Here is a 19,447-nt window from a genome sequence, read left to right as displayed (position 1 = left end):
GGGTGGGCACCTACGACGCGTTCTTCCGCCACGTCCTGACCCGGACGGACCCGGAGGCCGCGCACCACGCGTCCTTCCGGGCCATCCGGGCGGCCGCGCCGGGCCTGCGAGCGGCGCGGGTCGCGCCCGCCGTCACGGCCCCGGTGCACGTGATGGGCCTGCGCTTCCCGCACCGCTTCGGGCTGGCCGCCGGGTTCGACAAGAACGCGGTCGGCGTCGACGCGCTCGCGGCCCTCGGCTTCGGGCACGTCGAGATCGGCACGGTCACCGCGCTGGCGCAGCCGGGCAACCCGCGCCCGCGCCTGTTCCGCCTGCCGCAGGACCGCGCGGTCGTCAACCGCATGGGCTTCAACAACGACGGCGCGGTCGCGGTGGCCCAGCGCCTGGCGCTGCGCGCCGACCGGATCGACCGCACCGAGCGCCGCCCGGAGGTCGTGCTCGGCGTCAACATCGGCAAGTCCAAGATCGTGCCGGAGGACGACGAGGCGGCCGTGCTGCGCGACTACACGACGAGCACGCGCCTGCTCGCGCCGTACGCCGACTACCTCGTCGTCAACGTCTCCTCGCCGAACACCCCCGGGCTCCGCTCGCTGCAGGCCGTCGAGCGGCTCGCCCCGCTCCTGGCCGCGGTCCGCGCGAGCGCGGACGCCGTGCGTGCCGAGCGCCGGGTGCCGCTGCTCGTCAAGATCGCCCCCGACCTGGCCGACGACGACGTGCTCGCCGTCGCGGACCTGGCGATCGACCAGCGTCTCGACGGCGTCATCGCCACCAACACGACCGTGCGCCGCGACGGGCTGCGCACCCCGGCCGCCGAGGTCGAGGCCATCGGCGCCGGCGGGCTGTCCGGTGCGCCCGTCGCCGCCCGCGCCCGGGAGGTCCTCGCCCTGCTGCGCGGGCGGCTCGGTGGGCCGGGTGGGTCCGGTGGGTCCGGGGGCCCCGCGCTCGTCTCGGTCGGCGGGGTCGACGGTCCCGCGGAGGCGCTTGCCCGCGTCCGCGCCGGCGCCGACCTGGTGCAGGCCTACTCGGCCTTCGTCTACGAGGGGCCGTTCTTCGCGCGCCGCGTGGCGCAGGCCCTCACGACGTACGACGGGAGCCCCCGGTGACGCCCTTCGGTGCCCGGCTCGCCGCGGCGACCGCGGAGCGCGGCCCGCTCTGCGCCGGGATCGACCCCCACCCCGGTCTCCTGGCCGACTGGGGCCTGGACGCGACCCCCGCGGGCCTCGAGCGCTTCGCCCGCACCGCGGCGGAGGCGCTCGGACCCGTCTGCTCGGTGGTCAAGCCGCAGTCGGCGTTCTTCGAGCGGTTCGGCAGCGCGGGTGTCGCGACGCTGGAGCGGACCGTCGCCGACCTGCGGGCGGCCGGCGCGCTGGTGCTCCTCGACGTCAAGCGCGGCGACATCGGCTCCACGTCGCAGGCCTACGCCGACGCCTACCTCGACCCGTCCTCGCCGCTCGCGGTCGACGCGATCACGGCGAGCCCGTTCCTCGGGTTCGGGTCGCTGACCCCGATGGTCGAGACCGCCCGGCGCCACGGCGGGGGAGTGTTCGTGCTGGCGCTCACCTCCAACCCGGAGGCGTCCACCGTGCAGTCGGCGCGCCGGGAGGGCCGCTCGGTGGCCGCCGAGGTCCTCGACGAGCTGCGGGAGCTCAACACCGGCGCCGAGCCGCTCGGGTCGTTCGGGGCCGTCGTCGGCGCCACGATCGCCGGGGTGGACGCGTCGGCGGGGGAGTCGCTCGCCATCGGCGGCCCGCTGCTGGCGCCCGGCGTCGGGGCCCAGGGCGGCACCGTCGACGACGTGCGCCGCATCTTCGGCGACCAGGCCCGCCACGTGCTCCCCAGCTCCTCGCGCGAGGTGTTGGGGGCGGGCCCCGCCGTACCGGCCGTGCGGGAGGCCGCGCTGCGCACCAACGCCGCGTTCCGCGCGCTGCTCGACCCCTGACGCGCCGGGCGCCCGTCGGGCCGCGGCGATTGCCCTCGGCGCGAGGGCGTGGCTAGATTGGCCCGTCGTCTCCCCCATGCCTAGTCGAGGACTGCCCGTGGCCCTGCCCCCCCTCACCCCCGAACAACGCCAGGCCGCGCTCGCCAAGGCGGCGGCCTCCCGGCGGGAGCGGGCGGAGGTCAAGAACCGGCTGAAGACCGCCGGGGCCTCGATCTCGGAGGTGCTGGGCGACCGGGAGAGCAACGAGGTCATCGCCAAGATGCGGGTGTTCGACCTGCTGCAGTCGATGCCGGGCGTCGGCAAGGTGCGCGCGAAGCAGATCATGGAGCGCCTCAAGATCGCGGAGAGCCGCCGCGTGCGCGGCCTGGGCGCGAAGCAGGTCGCCGCCCTCGAGGCCGAGTTCGGCCCGCGTGGCTGACCGCTCGCGCCTCGTCGTGCTCGCCGGCCCCACGGCCGTGGGCAAGGGCAGCGTCGCCGCCGAGGTGCGCGCCCACCACCCCGACGTGTGGATCTCCGTGTCGGCGACCACGCGCCGCCCGCGGCCCGGGGAGGTGGACGGGGTGCACTACCGGTTCGTCTCCGACGAGGAGTTCGACCGGATGGTGGCCGACGACGACCTGCTGGAGTGGGCCGTGGTCCACAAGGCCGCGCGCTACGGCACGCCGCGCCGCCCGGTCGAGGACGCGCTCGCCGCCGGCCGGCCGGCCATGCTGGAGATCGACCTGCAGGGCGCGCGCCAGGTGCGGCGCACGATGCCGGACGCGCTGTTCGTCTTCCTCAAGCCCCCGAGCTGGGAGGAGCTGGTCCGTCGGCTCGTCGGCCGGGGCACCGAGACCGCCGAGGAGCGCGAACGCCGCCTCGAGACCGCGCGCGCGGAGCTGGCCGCCGAGCACGAGTTCGACGTGACGGTCGTGAACCACGAAGTTCCTGCTGCTGCGCAGGAGTTGGTAGCCTTGATGGGTGCGCCCGCTCGGGCGCGCTGATCCAACCCCCGATTCCCCTGTGAGGCTGCTGCGTGTCTGCCCCTGAAATCGCCGCCGTGGGCGTGACCAACCCGCCGATCGACGACCTGCTGACGAAGACGGACAGCAAGTACCAGCTGGTCCTCTACAGCGCGAAGCGCGCGCGGCAGATCAACGCCTACTACTCCCAGCTCGGCGAGGGCCTGCTGGAGTACGTCGGTCCGCTCGTCGACACCCACGTGCAGGAGAAGCCCCTCTCGATCGCGCTGCGCGAGATCAACGAGGACCTGCTGACGTGCGAGGACGTCGACCCGGCCGAGCTGGCGGCGGAGGAGGCGGCGGCGAAGACGGCCGCCGTCGAGTCGCCGTTCGGCGCCGAGTGACCTGAGCCCCGAGCTCACCACCCCGATGCCGTCTCCCGACCCGAGCGCCCCCGCGGCCCGTCCGCGCGTGGTGCTCGGGGTGGGGGGCGGCATCGCGGCGTACAAGGCCTGCGAGGTGCTGCGCCGCTTCACCGAGTCGGGCCACGACGTGACCCCGGTGCCGACCGCCGCCGCGCTCGAGTTCGTCGGCGCGCCCACCTGGGCGGCCCTGTCGGGCAAGCCCGTCGCGAGCGACGTGTGGGCCGGCGTGCACGAGGTGCCCCACGTGCGGATCGGCAAGACCGCCGACCTGGTCGTCGTCGCTCCGGCCACGGCCGACCTGCTGGCGAAGGCCGCGCACGGCCTGGCCGACGACCTGCTCACCAACACCCTGCTCACCGCCCGGTGCCCCATCGTGATGGTCCCCGCGATGCACACCGAGATGTGGGAGCACCCCGCGACGGTCGCGAACGTCGCCACCCTGCGCGCCCGCGGGATCCTCGTCGTCGAGCCCGCCGAGGGCCGGCTCACCGGCAAGGACACCGGCAAGGGCCGCCTGCCCGACCCGGGGGAGATCTTCGAGGTCGCCTCCGACGTGCTGGCCCGCTCGCTGGCGGGCGGCGCCGGCACCGACCTGGCCGGGCGCCGCGTGGTCGTCTCGGCCGGCGGCACGCGGGAGTACCTCGACCCCGTCCGCTTCCTCGGCAACCGCTCGTCGGGGCGCCAGGGCCACGCGCTGGCCCGGGCCGCGCTCTCCCGCGGGGCCGAGGTCGTGCTCGTCGCCGCGAACGTCGACCTGCCCGACCCGGCGGGGGCACGCGTCGTACGGGTGGAGACGACGGCGCAGCTCGCGGCCGCCGTGACCGCCGAGGCCAAGGGTGCCGACGCCGTCGTCATGGCCGCCGCGCCCGCCGACTTCCGGCCCGCCGCGTTCAGCGACGCGAAGATCAAGAAGCTCGCCGACGGTTCCGCGGCGCCGCTCGAGCTCGTGCAGAACGCCGACATCCTCGCCGGGATCTCCCACGAGCGGCCGGCGCCGGGCGTCGTGGTCGTCGGGTTCGCGGCCGAGACCGGTGACGCCACCGGCTCGGTGCTCGAGCTGGGCCGCCAGAAGCTGGCCCGCAAGGGCTGCGACCTGCTCGTCGTCAACGACGTCAGCGGGGGAGCGGTGTTCGGCAGCACCGACAACGAGGCCGTCATCCTCGGCGCCGACGGCAGCACGGTCGAGGTGCCCCGCGCCGCGAAGGGCGTGCTCGCCCACGCCATCTGGGACCAGGTCGTCCCGCGCCTGCCCGCCCGCCCCTGACGGCCACGCTGTCCACGTCCCGGGACGGCGCGCCGGATTCCGGTCGCCCTCCGCCCCCCGACTATGGTTTCGGCGGGGCGCAGCCGTGCGCCCCGAACGCCTCGTCGAGTGGGAGTGAGCGAACGTGCCTGGACGTCTCTTCACGTCGGAGTCCGTGACCGAGGGTCACCCGGACAAGATCGCTGACCAGATCAGCGACACCGTGCTGGACTACCTGCTCGCGAACGACGGGGACACGGCCAACCTCCGCGTCGCCGTGGAGACGCTCCTGACCACCGGCCTCGTCGTCGTGGCGGGCGAGGTGCGCACCAACGCCTACGCCCCCGTCGCCGAGCTCGTGCGCCGCAAGATCCTGGAGATCGGCTACGACTCCTCGGAGAAGGGCTTCGACGGCTCCTCCTGCGGCGTCCAGGTCGCGATCGGCGGCCAGTCCGCCGACATCGCGCAGGGCGTCGACGACGGCCACGAGGCGCGCGTCGGATCCTCCGACGACGAGCTCGACAAGCAGGGCGCCGGCGACCAGGGCCTGATGTTCGGCTACGCCAGCGACGACACCCCCGAGCTCATGCCGCTGCCCATCACCATCGCGCACCGGCTCTCCGAGCGCCTCTCGACCGTGCGCAAGGACGGCACGCTCGCCTACCTGCGCCCCGACGGCAAGACGCAGGTGACGATCGAGTACGACGAGGACGACCGCCCGGTGCGCATCGACACCGTCGTGCTCTCCACGCAGCACGCCGACGGCATCGACCTGGCGACGCAGCTGGAGCCCGACATCCAGCAGCACGTGATCGAGCCCGTGCTCGCGCAGTTCGACATCCCCTCCGACGGCTACCGCCTCCTGGTGAACCCGACCGGCAAGTTCGTCGTCGGCGGCCCCATGGGCGACGCGGGCCTGACGGGCCGCAAGATCATCGTCGACACGTACGGCGGCATGGCCCGCCACGGCGGTGGCGCGTTCTCGGGCAAGGACCCGTCGAAGGTCGACCGCTCCGCGGCGTACGCGATGCGCTGGGTCGCGAAGAACATCGTGGCCGCCGGGCTGGCCCGCCGCGCCGAGGCCCAGGTCGCCTACGCGATCGGCAAGGCGCACCCGGTCGGCGTCTTCATCCAGACGTTCGGCACCGGTGTCGTCTCCGACGAGGTCATCCAGAAGGCCGTGCTCGAGGTGTTCGACCTGCGCCCCGCCGCGATCATCCGGGACCTCGACCTGCTGCGCCCCATCTACTCGCTGACGTCGGCCTACGGCCACTTCGGCCGCGAGCTGCCCGAGTTCACGTGGGAGCGCACCGACCGCGCCGACGCCCTGCGCGCCGCCGCGGGCATCTGATCCCGTAGCGCGGGCACGGCGGTGGACGGCGGGGGCGACGGCGGCGGGGACCACTCCGCGTACGCCGGGCCCTCACCGTGGTCCGAGGCGGGCCGCGCCGCCGGGACCTCGCCCGGGATCCTCGTCGAGGACCTCCACGACGTCCCGGCCCGCAGCGCCCGCGACCTCGTCGCCCACGTCCCCGACGGCGTGCCCGTGCCGTGGCTGGGGCTCGAGGTCGCCGCGTTCGGTCGGCACCCGGAGGTGCAGGACGCCCTCGACCCGCGTCGCCGGTGGCGGCGGCGGGCCGACGCGCTGCCGCCGCGCCTGCTCGTCGCCCTGACCCTGCTGGGCGTGCTCGGTGTCGTGGTCGCCGTCGTGGTGCTCGGCTCCGAGGCGGGGTACGGCGCACCCTCCGCCGCGACCGCCGACCGGGTCGCGGGCACGGCGGCCCTCGTCACGCTCGTCGCCCTGGTGCTGCGGTGGGCCACCTGGCTCGTCACCCGCGCCCGGGGCCGGCGTCCGGTCGGCACCGACCTGTGGGTGCTCGTCGGGGTGGTGCTCGCAGTCCACGCCACCACGACGCTGGGCTGGCTCGTCACCACCGGCCGGTGGGCGCCGGAGGTGGCCGTGCCGACCGTCGCCGCCGTGCTGGTCGCCCTGCTCGCCGTGCTGGCGGCGGTCGTCGCGCACCGGGCCGCGCCGTACCCGGACGCGGGGGACTCCCGTGCCGGCGCCCCGGGCGACCCGGTCGCGCTGGCGGCGGCGCTCCCGGCCGCGGACCAGGAGCGGGTCGGCCGCGACCTGGCGCGCGCCCTCGACGCGGTCGAGCGGCGCGGGCTGGCTGCGCCGGACGTGGTCACCCGTGCCCGCTCCGCGGTGCTCGGTCGTCTCACCCCGACCGCCCAGGGCGACGCCCGGCGCGCCCGGCGGCGCCGCTGGGACCCCCCGGCGCCGAGCGTCGGTGCGACCCGGTAGACCTTCTCCCGTGACCACGCCCGAGCCCCCCGAGCCCGAGCAGCCCTCGCTGCTGCCGGAGCTGCGGGGCGCCGTGCGGGGGGCGGTGCGCGAGGCCCGCGCCGAGACCGCGGCCGCCACCGCGAAGCGGCGGAAGGAGGTCGAGCCCGCGGAGGTCGACCCCGTCGCGGAGGTCCTGGTGGACGTTCCGCTCGCGCACCTCGACCGGCCGTTCGACTACCTCGTGCCGGCCGCGATGGCCGACACGGCGCGGCCCGGGGTGCGGGTCAAGGTGCGGTTCGCGGGGCAGGACGTCGACGGCTTCGTCGTGGCCCGGCGCGCGGCCTCCGACCACCCCCGGCTGCAGCCGCTGCGCCGCGTCGTCAGCGCCGAGCCGGTGCTCCACGCCGACGTCGCCGAGCTGTCGGCCCGGGTGGCGCGGCGCTACGCGGGCGCGCGCGCCGACGTGCTGCGCCTCGCCGTGCCCCCCCGGCACGCGACGACCGAGAAGGCGGCGCCCGTCGCCGCCACGACGCCCCCGGCCGCGGCCGGCGTCCGGGCCGCCGCCGTCGAGGCGTGGGGCGAGCACGAGCACGGGGCGGCGTTCTGCGAGCACCTCGCCGGGGGCGAGGCCGTCCGCGCTGTCTGGTCGGCGCCCCCGGCCACCGACTGGCCGCGGCTGGTCGCGCTCGCGGCCGCGACGGCGTACGCCGCGGGCCGGGGCGTGCTCGTCTGCGTGCCCGACGGCAAGGACGTGGACCGCGTCGACGCGGCGCTCACCGCCGTGCTGGGCCAGGGCCACCACGTCAGCCTCCGCGCGGACGCCGGGCCCGCGGCGCGCTACCGCGACTTCCTCGCCGTCAGCCGCGGCGCGCGGCGCGTCGTGGTCGGCACGCGGGGGGCGATCTGGGCGCCCGTGCACGACCTCGGGCTCGTGGTGGTCTGGGACGACGGCGACGACCTCCACGCGGAGCCGCGGGCGCCGTACCCCCACGTGCGCGAGGTCGCGGTGCTGCGGGCCGAGCAGAGCGGGGCGGCGGCGCTGCTGGGCGGGCACGCCTGCTCGGTCGAGGCGCGGCAGCTGCTGGCGCAGGGGTGGGCGCAGCCGGTCGCGCTGCCCCGGGCGGTGCTGCGCGAGCGGGTCCGGGTGCGGGTGGCCGGGGCGACCGACCGCGAGCTCGAGCGCGACCCGTACGCCCGCACCACCCGGCTGCCGACGGCCGCCCGCGACGCGCTGCGCGCGGGGCTGGCGACCGGCCCGGTACTGGTGCAGACCCCGCGGTCGGGCTACGCGGCGAGCCTCGCCTGCGAGCGCTGCCGCACCCCGGCCCGCTGCACGCGCTGCACGGGCCCGCTGCAGCAGCGCGCCGCCACCGAGCCGCCCGCCTGCCGGTGGTGCGGCACCGCGGCGCCGCAGTGGGCGTGCGGCACGTGCGGGCACCGCGGGCTGCGGGCGCCGGTGCTGGGCGAGACCCGCACGGCGGAGGAGCTGGGGCGTGCGTTCCCGGCCGTGCCGGTGCGCACCTCGGCCGGCGACCGCGTGCTCGCGACGGTGCCCGCGACCCCGGCCCTGGTCGTCGCCACGCCGGGCGCGGAGCCGGCCGCCGAGGGCGGGTACGCCGCCGTGGCGCTGCTCGACACCTGGCTGGCGCTCGCCCGCGTCGACCTGCGGACGGGGGAGGAGGCCCTGCGGCGGTGGATGAACGCGGCGGCCCTCGTGCGTCCCGGCGGGGAGGTCGTGGCCGTGGGGGACCCGGCCGAGCCCGTGCTGCAGGCGCTCGTGCGCTGGGACCCGGCGGGGTACGCCGATCGCGAGGCCGCCGACCGCGTCTCCGCCCGCCTGCCCCCGGGCACGCGCCTGGCGAGCGTCACCGGGGAGCCCGACGCCGTCGAGGTGTTCCTCCAGCACCTGCGGGTGCCGCCGCCGGTCGAGGTGCTCGGCCCCGTGCCGGTGCCGGCCGCGCCCCGCGGCGGGCCGGTCGAGGAGCCCGAGGTCCGGGCCGTCGTGCGCGTGCCGCTGGCCGCGAGCCGGGCCCTGGAGGACGCGCTGGGCGTCGCCGTGCGGGAGCGCTCGGCGCGCAAGCTGGCCGCCGTACGGGTGCAGGTCGACCCGCCGTCGCTCTGACCTCCCCCACGGGCCAGAGCGACGGTGGGCGACGGGCGGGGGCCGTCAGTCGCCGACGGCGTCGACGCCCCGACGCACGACCAGCGGGTCGGGCTCGCCGACGACGGCGTGGTCCTTGCCGTCGTACTCGACGGTGGACAGGAAGTGGCGCAGGGCCTCGAGCCGGGCGCGCTTCTTGTCGTTGGACTTGATGGTCGTCCAGGGCGCGACGTCGGTGTCGGTGCGCAGGAGCATCGCCTCCTTCGCCGCCGTGTAGGCGTCCCACCGGTCGAGGGACTGCAGGTCCATCGGCGACAGCTTCCACTGCCGGACGGGGTCGACCTGGCGGATGATGAAGCGCGTGCGCTGCTCCGACTGGGTGACGGAGAACCAGAACTTCGTGAGGTGCACGCCGCTCTCCGCGAGCATCTGCTCGAAGACGGGCGCCTGGCGCATGAAGAGCTCGTACTCGTCGTCGGTGGCGAAGCCCATGACGCGCTCGACGCCGGCGCGGTTGTACCAGCTGCGGTCGAAGAGAACGAGCTCGCCGGCGGTCGGGAGGTGCTGCACGTAGCGCTGGAAGTACCACTGGTGCTGCTCGCGGTCGCTGGGCTTGCCCAGCGCGACCGTGCGGGCGTGGCGGGGGTTGAGGTGCTCCATGAAGCGCTTGATCGTGCCGCCCTTGCCGGCGGCGTCGCGGCCCTCGAACACGATGACGTGCTTCGCGCCGGTCGCGCCCTGCCAGCGCTGGAACTTCAGCAGCTCGACCTGCAGCGCGTACTTCTGCTCGTCGTACTCCTCGCGGCCCAGCCGCTCGTCGTACGGGTAGTTCTCCCGCCACGTGTCGACGGCGCGCCCCTGCGGGTCGATGAGGACCGGGTCGTCGTCGTGGTCCTCCCCGAGGGCGTAGCCCTCCACCTGCAAGCGGTCGATGTAGGCCCGGACGTCGTCCAGCACCTCGCGCGTCACCACCGGTGGTCCCCTCCCTGCGTCGTCGGCCGCGCACGCCTGCGCACGGCCCGCGCACGTTAGGGGTGGGGGGTGAACGGTCGGTGTCCGGTCGGTGGCCCGGCGGGTGGCCGGGAGCGGTGCGGCGGGCTCCTACACTGGTCCGGTGGCGATCCAACCCATCCGGCTCTTCGGCGACCCCGTGCTGCGCCGCCGCGCGAGCGAGGTCACCGACTTCGACCGCGAGCTGCGCACGCTCGTGCAGGACCTGACCGACACCATGCTCGAGGCCCCCGGCGCCGGGCTGGCGGCCCCGCAGATCGGGGTGAGCGTCCGGGTCTTCACCTGGAACGTCGACGGCGAGCTCGGGCACCTGGTGAACCCGACCCTGGAGCTGTCGGAGGAGGAGCAGGTGGCGCTCGAGGGCTGCCTGTCGCTGCCGGAGCTCACCTTCGAGTGCCGCCGCGCACTGTCGGTCGTGGCCCACGGGTTCGACATGCACGGCGAGCCGGTCACCGTCCGCGGCTCGGAGTTCCTGGCGCGCGCCATCCAGCACGAGACCGACCACCTCGACGGCGTGCTCTTCATCGACAAGCTCGACGCCGAGGCCCGCAAGGCCGCGATGAAGGAGATCCGCGAGGCCGAGTGGTTCGGGCTGGAGAAGCCGACCGTCAAGGTCTCGCCCCACCCGACCGGCCCGTTCGGCCGCTGAGCCCGCACCCCACCCGCACCCCTCACGCACCTCACCCCGACACAGGAGCACCCCCCGCCCCATGCGCGTCGTCTTCGCCGGCACCCCCGAGGTCGCCGTCCCCGCCCTCAACGCCATCGCCGAGTCGGCGCACGAGCTGGTCGGGGTGGTGACGCGTCCCGACGCCCCGTCGGGGCGGGGCCGCAAGCTGGTCGCGAGCCCGGTCGCGCAGCGCGCCGAGGAGCTGGGCGTGCCCGTGCTCAAGCCGGAGCACCCGCGCGACCCGGAGTTCCAGGCCGAGCTCGCCGCCCTGCGCCCGGACGCCTGCCCCGTGGTCGCGTACGGCGCGCTGCTGCCCCAGTCGGCGCTCGACCTGGTGCCGCACGGCTGGATCAACCTGCACTTCTCGGTGCTGCCCTCCTGGCGCGGTGCGGCGCCGGTGCAGCACGCGGTGTGGGCGGGCGACGAGGTCACGGGGGCCACGACCTTCCGCATCGTCAAGGCCCTCGACGCCGGTCCGACGTTCGGCGTGATGACCGAGCGGATCCGCCCGGGGGACACCTCCGGCGACCTGCTGGCGCGCCTGGCCGAGGGTGGCGCGGGCCTGCTCGTCGCGACGCTGGACGGCATCGAGGACGGGTCGCTCGAGGCGCGGGAGCAGCCCGAGGAGGGCGTGTCGTTCGCGCCGAAGATCGCCGTCGAGGACGCGCAGGTCGACTGGAACGAGCCCGCGGTCGCCGTCGACCGGCGCATCCGCGCCTGCACGCCGGCCCCCGGCGCCTGGTCCACCCAGCTCGTCGACGGCGAGTCGCAGCGCATCAAGCTCGGGCCCGTCACCATCGACGCCGAGCGTCCCGCGCTCGCGCCGGGCGAGCTCGAGGTGACCAAGAACGCGGTGTTCGTAGGGACCGGCACCCACCCGGTGCGCCTCGGCGAGGTCAAGGCCTTCGGCAAGAAGCAGATGGCGGCGGCCGACTGGGCCCGCGGGGTGCGCCTGGAGTCCGGCGCCCGGTTCGGGGTCTGAGCACCGTGGCCTCCCGCGCCGAGGGGCCCGAGGCGGCGGCCGAGGACGCTCGTCCGGCGACCGCCGACGACGTCCACGCGCTCTGCCGCGCGCTGCCGCACGTTACCTACGGCACCTCGTGGGGCGACATGCCCACCTACCTCGTCTCGGACCCCGCGACGAAGGCCCGCCCCCGCGGCTTCTGCGGGTGGCGCCCGCCCGGGCCGACGGCGCTCGACCCCGCCACCGGCGCGCCGTACGAGGACCTGCTCGTGCTGTGGGCCGCCGACCAGGGCGCCAAGGCGGCGCTCGTGGCGGCCGACGGCCCGTTCTTCACCGTGCCCCACCTCGACGGCCACGACGGGGTGCTGGTGCAGGAGTCGCGGCTGGGGGAGATCACGCGCGGCGAGCTGCGCGAGGTGCTGACCGAGTCGTGGCTGCGCAACGCCCCGCCGAAGCTGGTGCGTGCGTTCACGGGGGGCGAGCGTGGCTGACCCGCGACGACGTCCGGGCGGGCGCGGCAACGGCCCCCGCTCGGGAGGCCGTACCCCCGCTGCCCGGCGCACCGCCGACCCGGCCCGGCTCGCGGCGTACGACGTGCTCGTCGCCGTCCGCGTCGAGGGGGCCTACGCCAACCTCGTGCTGCCCGACGTGCTGCGCAAGCACGGCCTGAGCGGGCGCGACGCCGGCTTCGTCACCGAGCTCGCGGCGGGCACGCTGCGCCGGCAGGGCACGTACGACGCGATCGTCGCCGCCTGCGTCGACCGGCCGCTGGCGAAGGTCGAGGCCAAGGTGCTCGACGCGCTGCGGCTCGGCGGTCACCAGCTGCTGTCGATGCGCGTGCCCGCGCACGCGGCGATCTCCACCACCGTCGACCTCGTCCGCGCCCGCGTCGGGCAGGGGCCGGCGGGCTTCACCAACGCCGTGCTGCGGCGGGTCGGCGAGCACGACCTCGCCGGCTGGGTGCGACGCGTCGCCCCCGACCCGACGACCGACCCCGTGGGGTTCGCGGCCGTCGCCCACAGCCACCCGCGCTGGGTGGTGGCGGCGCTGGCGGACAGCCTGGCGCGCTCCGGGCGACCGGACGACCTCGACGCACTGCTGAGTGCCGACAACCTCGCGCCCGGCGTCACGCTCGTCGCCCGCCCCGGCCGGATCGGACGGGACGAGCTGGTCGAGCAGACCGGGGGCACGGCCACCGTGCTGTCGCCGTACGGCGTCGCCCTGCCCGGCGGCGACCCCGGCGCGCTCGCGGCCGTCGCCGGCGGTGACGCCGGGGTGCAGGACGAGGGGTCGCAGCTCGTGGCGGTCGCACTCGCCGCCGCGGTCGTCGAGGGCCGGGACGAGCGGTGGCTCGACCTCTGCGCCGGGCCCGGCGGCAAGGCGGCGCTGCTCGCGGCACTCGCCGGCTCCCGTGGCGCGCGGCTCGTTGCGAACGAGGCGCAGGAGCACCGCACCGAGCTCGTACGGCGCGCCCTCTCCCTGCCCGACGGCTCGCTCGCCCCGGGGGTCGAGGCCGTCGTCACGGGCGACGGCACGGCGCCGGTGTGGGAGCCGGGGTCGTTCGACCGCGTGCTCGTCGACGCCCCGTGCTCGGGTCTGGGTGCGCTGCGCCGGCGGCCCGAGTCGCGGTGGCGGCGCCAGCCGTCCGACCTGCGCGACCTCGTGCCGCTGCAGGAGCGGCTGCTCGACGCGGCGCTCACCGTGGTGCGGCCGGGCGGCGTCGTGGTCTACGCGACGTGCTCGCCGGTGCCCGCGGAGACGGTCGAGGTCGTCGACGGCGTGCTCGGTCGGCGCGACGACGTCGACGCCGAGGACGCCACCGCGCTGCTCCCCGGCGTCGCCGCCGCCCGCGGCCCGGCCCTGGCCGACGGCACCCCCACCGTGCAGCTGTGGCCGCACGAGCACCGCACCGACGCCATGTTCGTCGCCCTGCTGCGGCGGCGCTGACGGGCGGGGTCGGCGGCGGTGGGTCGCGGTGTCAGCGGTAGTGGACAGCTACCGCTCGTACCGCGACTCCTGATCCGTGCGGCCGAGCCGGTACGCCGGGAGTCGACCTGGTCGCGCGCCTCGCGCCGGTGGTCGAGGTGGCCGCCCCGGCAGCCCTCGAAAACCACGCCTGGACCTGCGCCCGGGGATTGGGTCGTCCGGTGGTTGAGGTGGCCGCGCCAGCGGCCCTCGAAACCACGCCTGGCGTGCCGGTGGCCCCGCCACGTGGTGCTGGGGCGGCGGGGTCGGCGCTGGTGGCGGTGCTAGTCGAGTGGTGTGGTGCCGGTGGGGTCGACGGCGTAGCGGAGCCCGTGGGGGCTGGTCCAGAGGTAGGTGCCGTGGGGGTCGCGGTGGTAGCGCCATCGCCGGTCGGGCGGGTCACTGCCAGGTGGGCTCGACCCGGTCGGCGAGGGGTGGGTCTTGGCCCTGTGTTCGCCTCGGCAGAGCGGCGCGAGGTTGCTGGTGGATGTCTGCCCGGCACCGGGTGCCGTTTCCCACCGGTAGGGCTGGGTGTGGTTGAGGTCGAGCCCTCGTGCTGGTCGGCTGCAGTAGGGGAACGCGCAGGTGGGCCGGTCGAGCCGGACACGTTCGGCGATGCGGTCGGGGACCTCGTACGCATCCACCGCCACGTGCTGGTTCAGGTCGATGACGGGCTTGACGGTGATCTTCGTGCCCGGCGTGCGGCACCAGTCGCGGACCTGGTCGGCGGTGACCATCCCTCGGGTGTTCTCGAGGCGGGCAAGGTCGATCCCGACGCCACCGGTCGCGGTGTCGACGCCGGGCCCCGCCGCCAAGTCGTCGCCGGAGCGCTGGGCGGTGACGGCGGCGTCGCTGAGGTGGACGTAGAGCACGACCTGCCGCGCAGGTGTCCGGGTGGAGCCCACCGGCGTCTCGTCGTTCGTCGGGTCGGCGCCGTGGAGGTCGAGTGCGGTCTGGCGTCGTGCGAGTTCGCCGAGGGCCATGGAGCGGCGGACGTCGAGGGCGGCGTCGCAGCCCGCGGCGGCGAGGTCGGCGGCCACGCGCTGGACGGCGTTGTTCAGGTCGAGGGCGTCGGCGATGTCGAGGGTGCCGTGGACGGGGACGACGCCGGTCCACGGTGAGCCCGCGTCGCTGGGGGTGGTCTCGATGGTGAAGTACCGGCCGGCGTCTGCGTCCGCCCGGTCCAGCTCGGCGTTCTCGGGGTCGAACCGGGCTACCGCTTCGGCGACGAGGCGCTCGACGGTCGGCATCGTGGCGCGGTGCGCGACCGGCGCCAGGTTGCGATCGACGAAGTCCGCACCCTCGGGCGTGAGGTTGCGGGTGAGGGCGGCGATCTTCCGTGCCCGCCAGACCGGCAGCGATCGCTTCTGCGTCAGGGGGTCGGCCCCGGCGAGGACACGGTCCCAGAGGCGGGGGAGGCGGTGGCGCAGCTCGATGGCGTCACCGACGAGCGGGCGGCCGGAGGTGACGGAGCGGCCGAGGGCTGCGGAGATCTCGTAGAGGCAGAACTCCGAGACAAGGGGGGCGCCGGGTCCGCCGAGCTCGAGGAACCGGTCGCCACCCGGTACCGAGCTGGGGTCCTCATGCCAGAGCCCGAGCGGGCCGATGGGGTCACCCACCACCCCGTCGGTGTGGGCGTCAGCCCAGTCCGCGACCGCGACGAACGCCGCCACCTCCGCCGCGCGCTGAGCCGCTGCAGCGGCTCGGGCGGTCGCGAGCAGCGCGGTCGAGTCGATGGCCGGAGGGGCCTCGACGACGGCGGTGCTCGGGTGGCTCATGCCGACAACGCTAGGGGCGACCACCGACAGTTTCGGGTCCGAGAGCGGGGGCTGGGGAAAGAAGATCTAGGAGTCTGAGCGTCGCCACAGCACCCGGCCGGCAACCGTCCTCGAGGTGGTTTCGAGGGCCGCTGGGGCGGCCACCTCAACCACCGAAGCGGAGTGCCCCCGCCACCGACACCGCGCCGACACCGCCGACGTCCCGCCCCGACGCCCTCACTCCAGGACGTGCCTCAGGTACCTCCCCGGGGCGTCGAGGAACCGCTTCCAGTGCTCGACCAGCTCGAGGTCGTCCCACGTCGTCTCCCGCATTCCCCACGGACCCAGCTCGAGGATGCGGGCGCCGGGGAGGGAGGCGAGGACGGGGGAGTGCGTCGCGCAGACGACCTGCGCCCGCGACGCAACGAGCTCGGCCAGACGGCCGATGAACCCCAGGGTGGCGGAGAACGAGAGCGCGGCTTCCGGCTCGTCGAGGCAGTAGAACCCCGGCCCGTCGAGATGGGTGCGAGAGACCTCGAGGAAGGACTCACCGTGGCTCATGAGGTGGTACTCGGACGCCCGCCGCGGTCCGCGGGCGTCGGGGTCGATCGTCGACTCGTTGAACGTGTACCACCCGTGCATCGTCTCGGCCCGCAGGAAGAAGCCCCACCGGCCCGAACCGATCCCGCGCTGGACCCGCAGCGATCGGGCGAGGGCTGACTCGCTGCGCCAGGTCGCGCGACCGCCCTGCGTCGAGCCACCTTCCGGTGGTAGCCCGTACGCCTCCGCCAGCGCCTCGACGATCGTCGACTTGCCCGAGCCGTTCTCCCCTACGAGGAACGTCACGCCGGGCGCGGGGTCGAAACCGTCCCGCACGAGCTGCGCCACGGCCGGCACCGTCAGCGGCCAGACGCCCGGTTCGGGGGGCGGCCGCTCGGGATCCACCGCGACCCGCACCACCGGTGGCTGGTCGAACCGCATTTCGCCTCCTCGCCGCCGGCCCACCCCGAGCCGGCACCCGGCGACCACCTTGCCGCACCCCACCGACGGTGCCGGGCGCCGTACTGGTCGGGGGCCGCCCAGCGACTCAGCCGCGGGCCTCCGCCTCCGCCTCGGCCTCCGCGGCGCGGATCGCGGCGGTCCCGAGCCGCCGGAGGGCCACCGGCACGAGCACGAGGTGGCCGGCGGCAGCGAGGAGGAACGGCGCCCGCAGCGCCCACTCGCGGTCGCCGACGGCGTCGAGGGCCACGACGACCGCGCCGCCGAGCAGGCTGCCGACGGCCATCATCCCCCAGCCGAAGAACCGGTAGACGGAGTTGACCCGGCCCAGCAGGTGGTCGGGGATGATCCGCTGGCGCAGCGACACGGTGACGACGTTCCACAGCACGACGAAGAGGCCGGTGACCACGCCCATCGCCCAGAACAGCACGGGCGACGACGTCAGTCCCGTCACCAGCAGCACGAGCGCGGAGCCCACGACGGAGACCAGCAGCGACGGTCCCGGGCCGAGCCGCGCCACCACCCGGTCCACGACCAGTGACGCGGCGACCGCGCCGACCGCCGTACCCGTCGTGACCAGCCCGAACGCCCAGCCGTCGAGCACACCGAGCACCTCCTGCACGAACAGCACGAGCGTCACGAACGCTGCGGTCGTCAGCAGGTTCATCGCGGCGAGCATGAACGCGAGCGTGCGCAGCAGGCGGTGCCGCCACAGCCAGCCGAACCCCTCGGCCAGCTCGCGGCGCCAGTCCGGGACAGCGGGGGCGACCCCGGGTACGGCGGGTGCCCGCCGCGGCCGGAAGTCGCCACGCAGGCCCAGCACCAGCAGCGCGCTGAGCGCGAGCAGCCCGGCGTTGGCGGCGAACGGCACGACGAGGGCCAGGCCGAGGAGCAGCCCGGCCAGGGGCGGCCCGACGAAGTTGTTCATCGTGCTCTCCACCGCCCACAGCCGCCCGTTGGCGCGCTCGAGGTGGGCACGGTCGACGACCGCGGGCAGGAGCGTCTGCGCCGCGTTGTCCCGCAGCACCTCGGCGAAGCCCAGCAGCAACGAGACGACCCCCAGCACGACGAGCAGCAGGGGCGCGGCGTCGGGCGCGGGCGCACCCGCGGCGAGCTCGGCCGGGGTCGGCAGCGACGCCTGGTGCAAGGCGACGACGGCGGCGAGCAGCGCGACGGCGACGCACCGCACCGCGTCCATCGACCCGACGAGCAGCCGGCGGTCGACCCGGTCGGTCAGCACGCCGGCCAGCAGGGTGAACACCAGCCACGGCAGCCGCGACGCCAGGCCGAGCAGCGTGATGACGAACGGGTCGCGGGTCAGCGACGACGCGAGCCACAGGACGGCGACCACCATGAGGCCGTCACCGAGGTTCGCGGCGGCCGACGACGCCAGCACGCGCCGGTAGCGCGCCCCCAGCCCGCGCCCCGCCGTCGGGGGCGCGGCCGCGTCGGCGCTCACGCCTCCTCCCCGGGGGCGGGTAGGCCGCGGGTCGGGTAGATGCCGGCCACGACGGCGTACGTCGTGCCTCCCTCCGCGGGCTGCGCCGCGAACTCCGTGACGAGGTCGCCGAGCCGCCGGTCCCACTCCTCGGCGCGCTCGCGGGGGATGCGGGCCTGGCGCAGGTACGCCGTGGCGGGCCACGTCTCCGCGCGCCCGTCGCCACCGGCACCTCCACCGGCACCTCCACCGGCACCTCCATCGGCGCTCCCGTCCGCACCCCCCTCGGGCACGGCGCCCATCTCGGCGGCCGCGCGCTGCAGGAGGCGCTGCTGCCAGCCCACCGCCTCGCCCACGGGGTGGTAGAGGAAGGTCCGCGCGGTGCGGCCGTAGTAGCGCGCCTCCAGCGCCCGCACCCGCTCGGTGCGCACGACCCGCACGAGCCCGGCGCGCTCGAGCGTCTTGAGGTGGTGGCCCACCGTGCCCTTCGGGCGTCCGAGCACCTCGGCCAGCTCCGACGTGGTCGCCGCGCGGTCGAGCAGGAGCGTCACGATCCGGGTGCGGGTCTCCTCGAAGAGGGCGCGGTACTGCTCCGGGTCGGTCACCACGAGCTCGTCGGCGAGGTCGTAGTCGGGCGAGGAGCGGTCGGGCGCAGAACGGTCGGCCATGGCCGTATGGTCGGGAACTGCCGACCATTCCGTCAAGGGGGACCGCTCGGCTACGTTGGCGCTCGTGCCGTCGAAGTCGCCGTCCGTCGAGGTCGAGGTGGGCTCCCGCGTCGTGCGGGTCAGCAACCCCGACCGGGTCTACTTCCCGGAGTCCGGGGCCACGAAGCTGGACGTGGTGGAGTACTACCTGGCCGTCGCCGACGGCATCACCGGCGCGCTGCTCGAGCGCCCCTGCATGCTCCACCGCTTCCCCAAGGGGCTGGCCGGCGACAAGGTGCACCAGAAGCGGCTGCCGGCCGGCGCGCCCGACTGGGTCGAGACCGTCGAGCTGTTCTTCCCGCGCTGGGGCCGCACGGCCGACGAGCTGTGCGTGACGGAGCCGGCCGCGGTGATCTGGGCCGTGCAGATGTCGACGGTCGAGTTCCACCCCTGGAACAGCCGGCGCGGCCAGGTGGAGCAGCCCGACGAGTGGCGCATCGACCTCGACCCGGGGGACGCCTGCGACTACGCCACCGTGCAGCGCGTCGCGGCGGTGGCCCACGAGGTGCTCGACGAGCTCGGCGCGGTCGGCTACCCCAAGACGAGCGGCTCGAAGGGCCTGCACGTCTACGTGCGGATCCCGCCCACCCACGGCTTCGCCGACGTACGACGCGCCGCCCACGCCTTCGCCCGCGAGGTCGAGCGCCGCACCGACGACGTGACGACCGCGTGGTGGCGCAAGGACCGCGACCCGGCGAAGGTCTTCGTCGACTACAACCAGAACACCCGCGACCACACGATCGCGGCGGCGTACTCCCTGCGCGGCCTGCCCGACGCCCGCGTCTCGACCCCGCTGCGCTGGGACGAGGTCGCCGACGCCGACCCGCGCGACCTGACGCTGGCCACCGTGCCCGCCCGCTTCGCCGAGCTCGGCGACCTGCACGCGGGGCTGCACGCCGACGAGCACGTCTTCGACATCGCGCCCCTGCTCGAGTGGGCCGACCGGGACGAGGCCGAGGGCGCGGCGCCCCCGCCCGACGACGAGGCCTGAGCACCC

General features: G+C 75.7%; 19 protein-coding genes. 14 read left to right on the top strand and 5 right to left on the bottom strand.

Annotated features, from left to right (window positions below):
- The first annotated feature begins 2 nt into the window (after positions 1-2).
- The 9 genes from INN71_RS16750 (at position 3) to INN71_RS16710 (ending at position 8,960) form a co-directional block, all read left to right on the top strand.
- The gene (locus INN71_RS16750; RefSeq protein WP_277501087.1) at positions 3-1,103 is read left to right on the top strand and encodes a quinone-dependent dihydroorotate dehydrogenase; all 1,101 of its coding nucleotides are present in this window, start codon (positions 3-5) and stop codon (positions 1,101-1,103) included.
- Positions 1,100-1,939, top strand: a complete 840-nt coding sequence (gene pyrF / locus INN71_RS16745; RefSeq protein WP_277501086.1) for an orotidine-5'-phosphate decarboxylase — start codon at positions 1,100-1,102, stop codon at positions 1,937-1,939. Before INN71_RS16750 ends, pyrF begins: the two co-directional genes overlap by 4 nt.
- Positions 1,940-2,036: 97 nt before the next feature.
- Positions 2,037-2,357, top strand: a complete 321-nt coding sequence (mihF, locus tag INN71_RS16740; protein WP_277501085.1) for an integration host factor, actinobacterial type — start codon at positions 2,037-2,039, stop codon at positions 2,355-2,357.
- On the top strand, positions 2,350-2,922 hold the full coding sequence (gene gmk / locus INN71_RS16735) for a guanylate kinase (protein ID WP_277501084.1): 573 nt from the start codon (positions 2,350-2,352) through the stop codon (positions 2,920-2,922). Before mihF ends, gmk begins: the two co-directional genes overlap by 8 nt.
- A 32-nt stretch (positions 2,923-2,954) precedes the next feature.
- Positions 2,955-3,284, top strand: a complete 330-nt coding sequence (gene rpoZ / locus INN71_RS16730; RefSeq protein ID WP_277501082.1) for a DNA-directed RNA polymerase subunit omega — start codon at positions 2,955-2,957, stop codon at positions 3,282-3,284.
- Between the two features lie 25 nt (positions 3,285-3,309).
- Positions 3,310-4,569: a bifunctional phosphopantothenoylcysteine decarboxylase/phosphopantothenate--cysteine ligase CoaBC gene (coaBC, locus tag INN71_RS16725; protein ID WP_277501081.1), complete on the top strand. Its 1,260-nt coding sequence runs from the start codon at positions 3,310-3,312 to the stop codon at positions 4,567-4,569.
- A gap of 124 nt (positions 4,570-4,693) precedes the next feature.
- Entirely contained in the window at positions 4,694-5,899 is a 1,206-nt protein-coding gene (metK, locus tag INN71_RS16720) for a methionine adenosyltransferase (protein WP_277501080.1), read from the top strand.
- Between the two features lie 21 nt (positions 5,900-5,920).
- Complete coding sequence (locus tag INN71_RS16715) at positions 5,921-6,856, top strand: hypothetical protein (protein ID WP_301801256.1); 936 nt, start codon at positions 5,921-5,923, stop codon at positions 6,854-6,856.
- 10 nt (positions 6,857-6,866) lie between these two features.
- Positions 6,867-8,960 (top strand): primosomal protein N', encoded by a 2,094-nt coding sequence (locus tag INN71_RS16710; RefSeq protein WP_301801254.1) that lies wholly within the window; start codon positions 6,867-6,869, stop codon positions 8,958-8,960.
- A gap of 45 nt (positions 8,961-9,005) precedes the next feature.
- On the opposite strand, the gene ppk2 is transcribed toward INN71_RS16710, so the two are convergent.
- Positions 9,006-9,911, bottom strand: a complete 906-nt coding sequence (gene ppk2, locus INN71_RS16705) for a polyphosphate kinase 2 (RefSeq protein WP_277501480.1) — start codon at positions 9,909-9,911, stop codon at positions 9,006-9,008.
- A 142-nt stretch (positions 9,912-10,053) separates the two neighbouring features.
- On the opposite strand from ppk2, the gene def reads away from it, so the two are divergent.
- From def to INN71_RS16685, 4 genes are all read left to right on the top strand, one after another.
- Positions 10,054-10,599 carry a peptide deformylase gene (gene def / locus INN71_RS16700; RefSeq protein ID WP_277501482.1) on the top strand — a complete coding sequence of 182 codons (546 nt, stop codon included), beginning with the start codon at positions 10,054-10,056 and terminating at the stop codon, positions 10,597-10,599.
- 61 nt (positions 10,600-10,660) lie between these two features.
- Complete coding sequence (gene fmt / locus INN71_RS16695) at positions 10,661-11,602, top strand: methionyl-tRNA formyltransferase (RefSeq protein ID WP_277501483.1); 942 nt, start codon at positions 10,661-10,663, stop codon at positions 11,600-11,602.
- A 5-nt stretch (positions 11,603-11,607) separates the two neighbouring features.
- Entirely contained in the window at positions 11,608-12,075 is a 468-nt protein-coding gene (locus INN71_RS16690; RefSeq protein WP_277501484.1) for a hypothetical protein, read from the top strand.
- Complete coding sequence (locus INN71_RS16685; protein ID WP_277501485.1) at positions 12,068-13,531, top strand: RsmB/NOP family class I SAM-dependent RNA methyltransferase; 1,464 nt, start codon at positions 12,068-12,070, stop codon at positions 13,529-13,531. Before INN71_RS16690 ends, INN71_RS16685 begins: the two co-directional genes overlap by 8 nt.
- A gap of 302 nt (positions 13,532-13,833) precedes the next feature.
- Here the strand turns inward: INN71_RS16685 and INN71_RS16680 are convergent, their stop codons facing one another.
- From INN71_RS16680 to INN71_RS16665, 4 genes are all read right to left on the bottom strand, one after another.
- Entirely contained in the window at positions 13,834-15,327 is a 1,494-nt protein-coding gene (locus tag INN71_RS16680) for an HNH endonuclease signature motif containing protein (RefSeq protein WP_277501486.1), read from the bottom strand.
- Positions 15,328-15,543: 216 nt separating this feature from the next.
- Positions 15,544-16,287 (bottom strand): AAA family ATPase, encoded by a 744-nt coding sequence (locus tag INN71_RS16675; RefSeq protein WP_277501487.1) that lies wholly within the window; start codon positions 16,285-16,287, stop codon positions 15,544-15,546.
- Positions 16,288-16,393: 106 nt separating this feature from the next.
- Positions 16,394-17,764 carry an MFS transporter gene (locus INN71_RS16670; protein ID WP_277501490.1) on the bottom strand — a complete coding sequence of 457 codons (1,371 nt, stop codon included), beginning with the start codon at positions 17,762-17,764 and terminating at the stop codon, positions 16,394-16,396.
- On the bottom strand, positions 17,761-18,411 hold the full coding sequence (locus tag INN71_RS16665) for a transcriptional regulator (RefSeq protein ID WP_277501492.1): 651 nt from the start codon (positions 18,409-18,411) through the stop codon (positions 17,761-17,763). Before INN71_RS16665 ends, INN71_RS16670 begins: the two co-directional genes overlap by 4 nt.
- 64 nt (positions 18,412-18,475) lie before the next feature.
- Here INN71_RS16665 and ligD point away from each other — a divergent pair, with 64 nt between their 5' ends.
- Positions 18,476-19,441: a non-homologous end-joining DNA ligase gene (gene ligD / locus INN71_RS16660; RefSeq protein WP_277501493.1), complete on the top strand. Its 966-nt coding sequence runs from the start codon at positions 18,476-18,478 to the stop codon at positions 19,439-19,441.
- Positions 19,442-19,447 lie beyond the last annotated feature (6 nt).

The organism is Nocardioides sp. ChNu-153 (assembly GCF_030466625.1).
In the GTDB taxonomy this organism is placed as follows: Bacteria; Actinomycetota; Actinomycetes; order Propionibacteriales; family Nocardioidaceae; genus Nocardioides.
This window is presented reverse-complemented; position numbering and strand designations above follow the sequence as displayed.

Bases quoted from the DNA above. Each gene is read 5' to 3' on its own strand.
- coaBC (WP_277501081.1), top strand. From the start codon at position 3,310: ATGCCGTCTCCCGACCCGAGCGCCCCCGCGGCCCGTCCGCGCGTGGTG.
- fmt (WP_277501483.1), top strand. From the start codon at position 10,661: ATGCGCGTCGTCTTCGCCGGCACCCCCGAGGTCGCCGTCCCCGCCCTC.
- INN71_RS16680 (WP_277501486.1), bottom strand. From the start codon at position 15,327: ATGAGCCACCCGAGCACCGCCGTCGTCGAGGCCCCTCCGGCCATCGAC.
- INN71_RS16675 (WP_277501487.1), bottom strand. From the start codon at position 16,287: ATGCGGTTCGACCAGCCACCGGTGGTGCGGGTCGCGGTGGATCCCGAG.
- INN71_RS16665 (WP_277501492.1), bottom strand. From the start codon at position 18,411: ATGGCCGACCGTTCTGCGCCCGACCGCTCCTCGCCCGACTACGACCTC.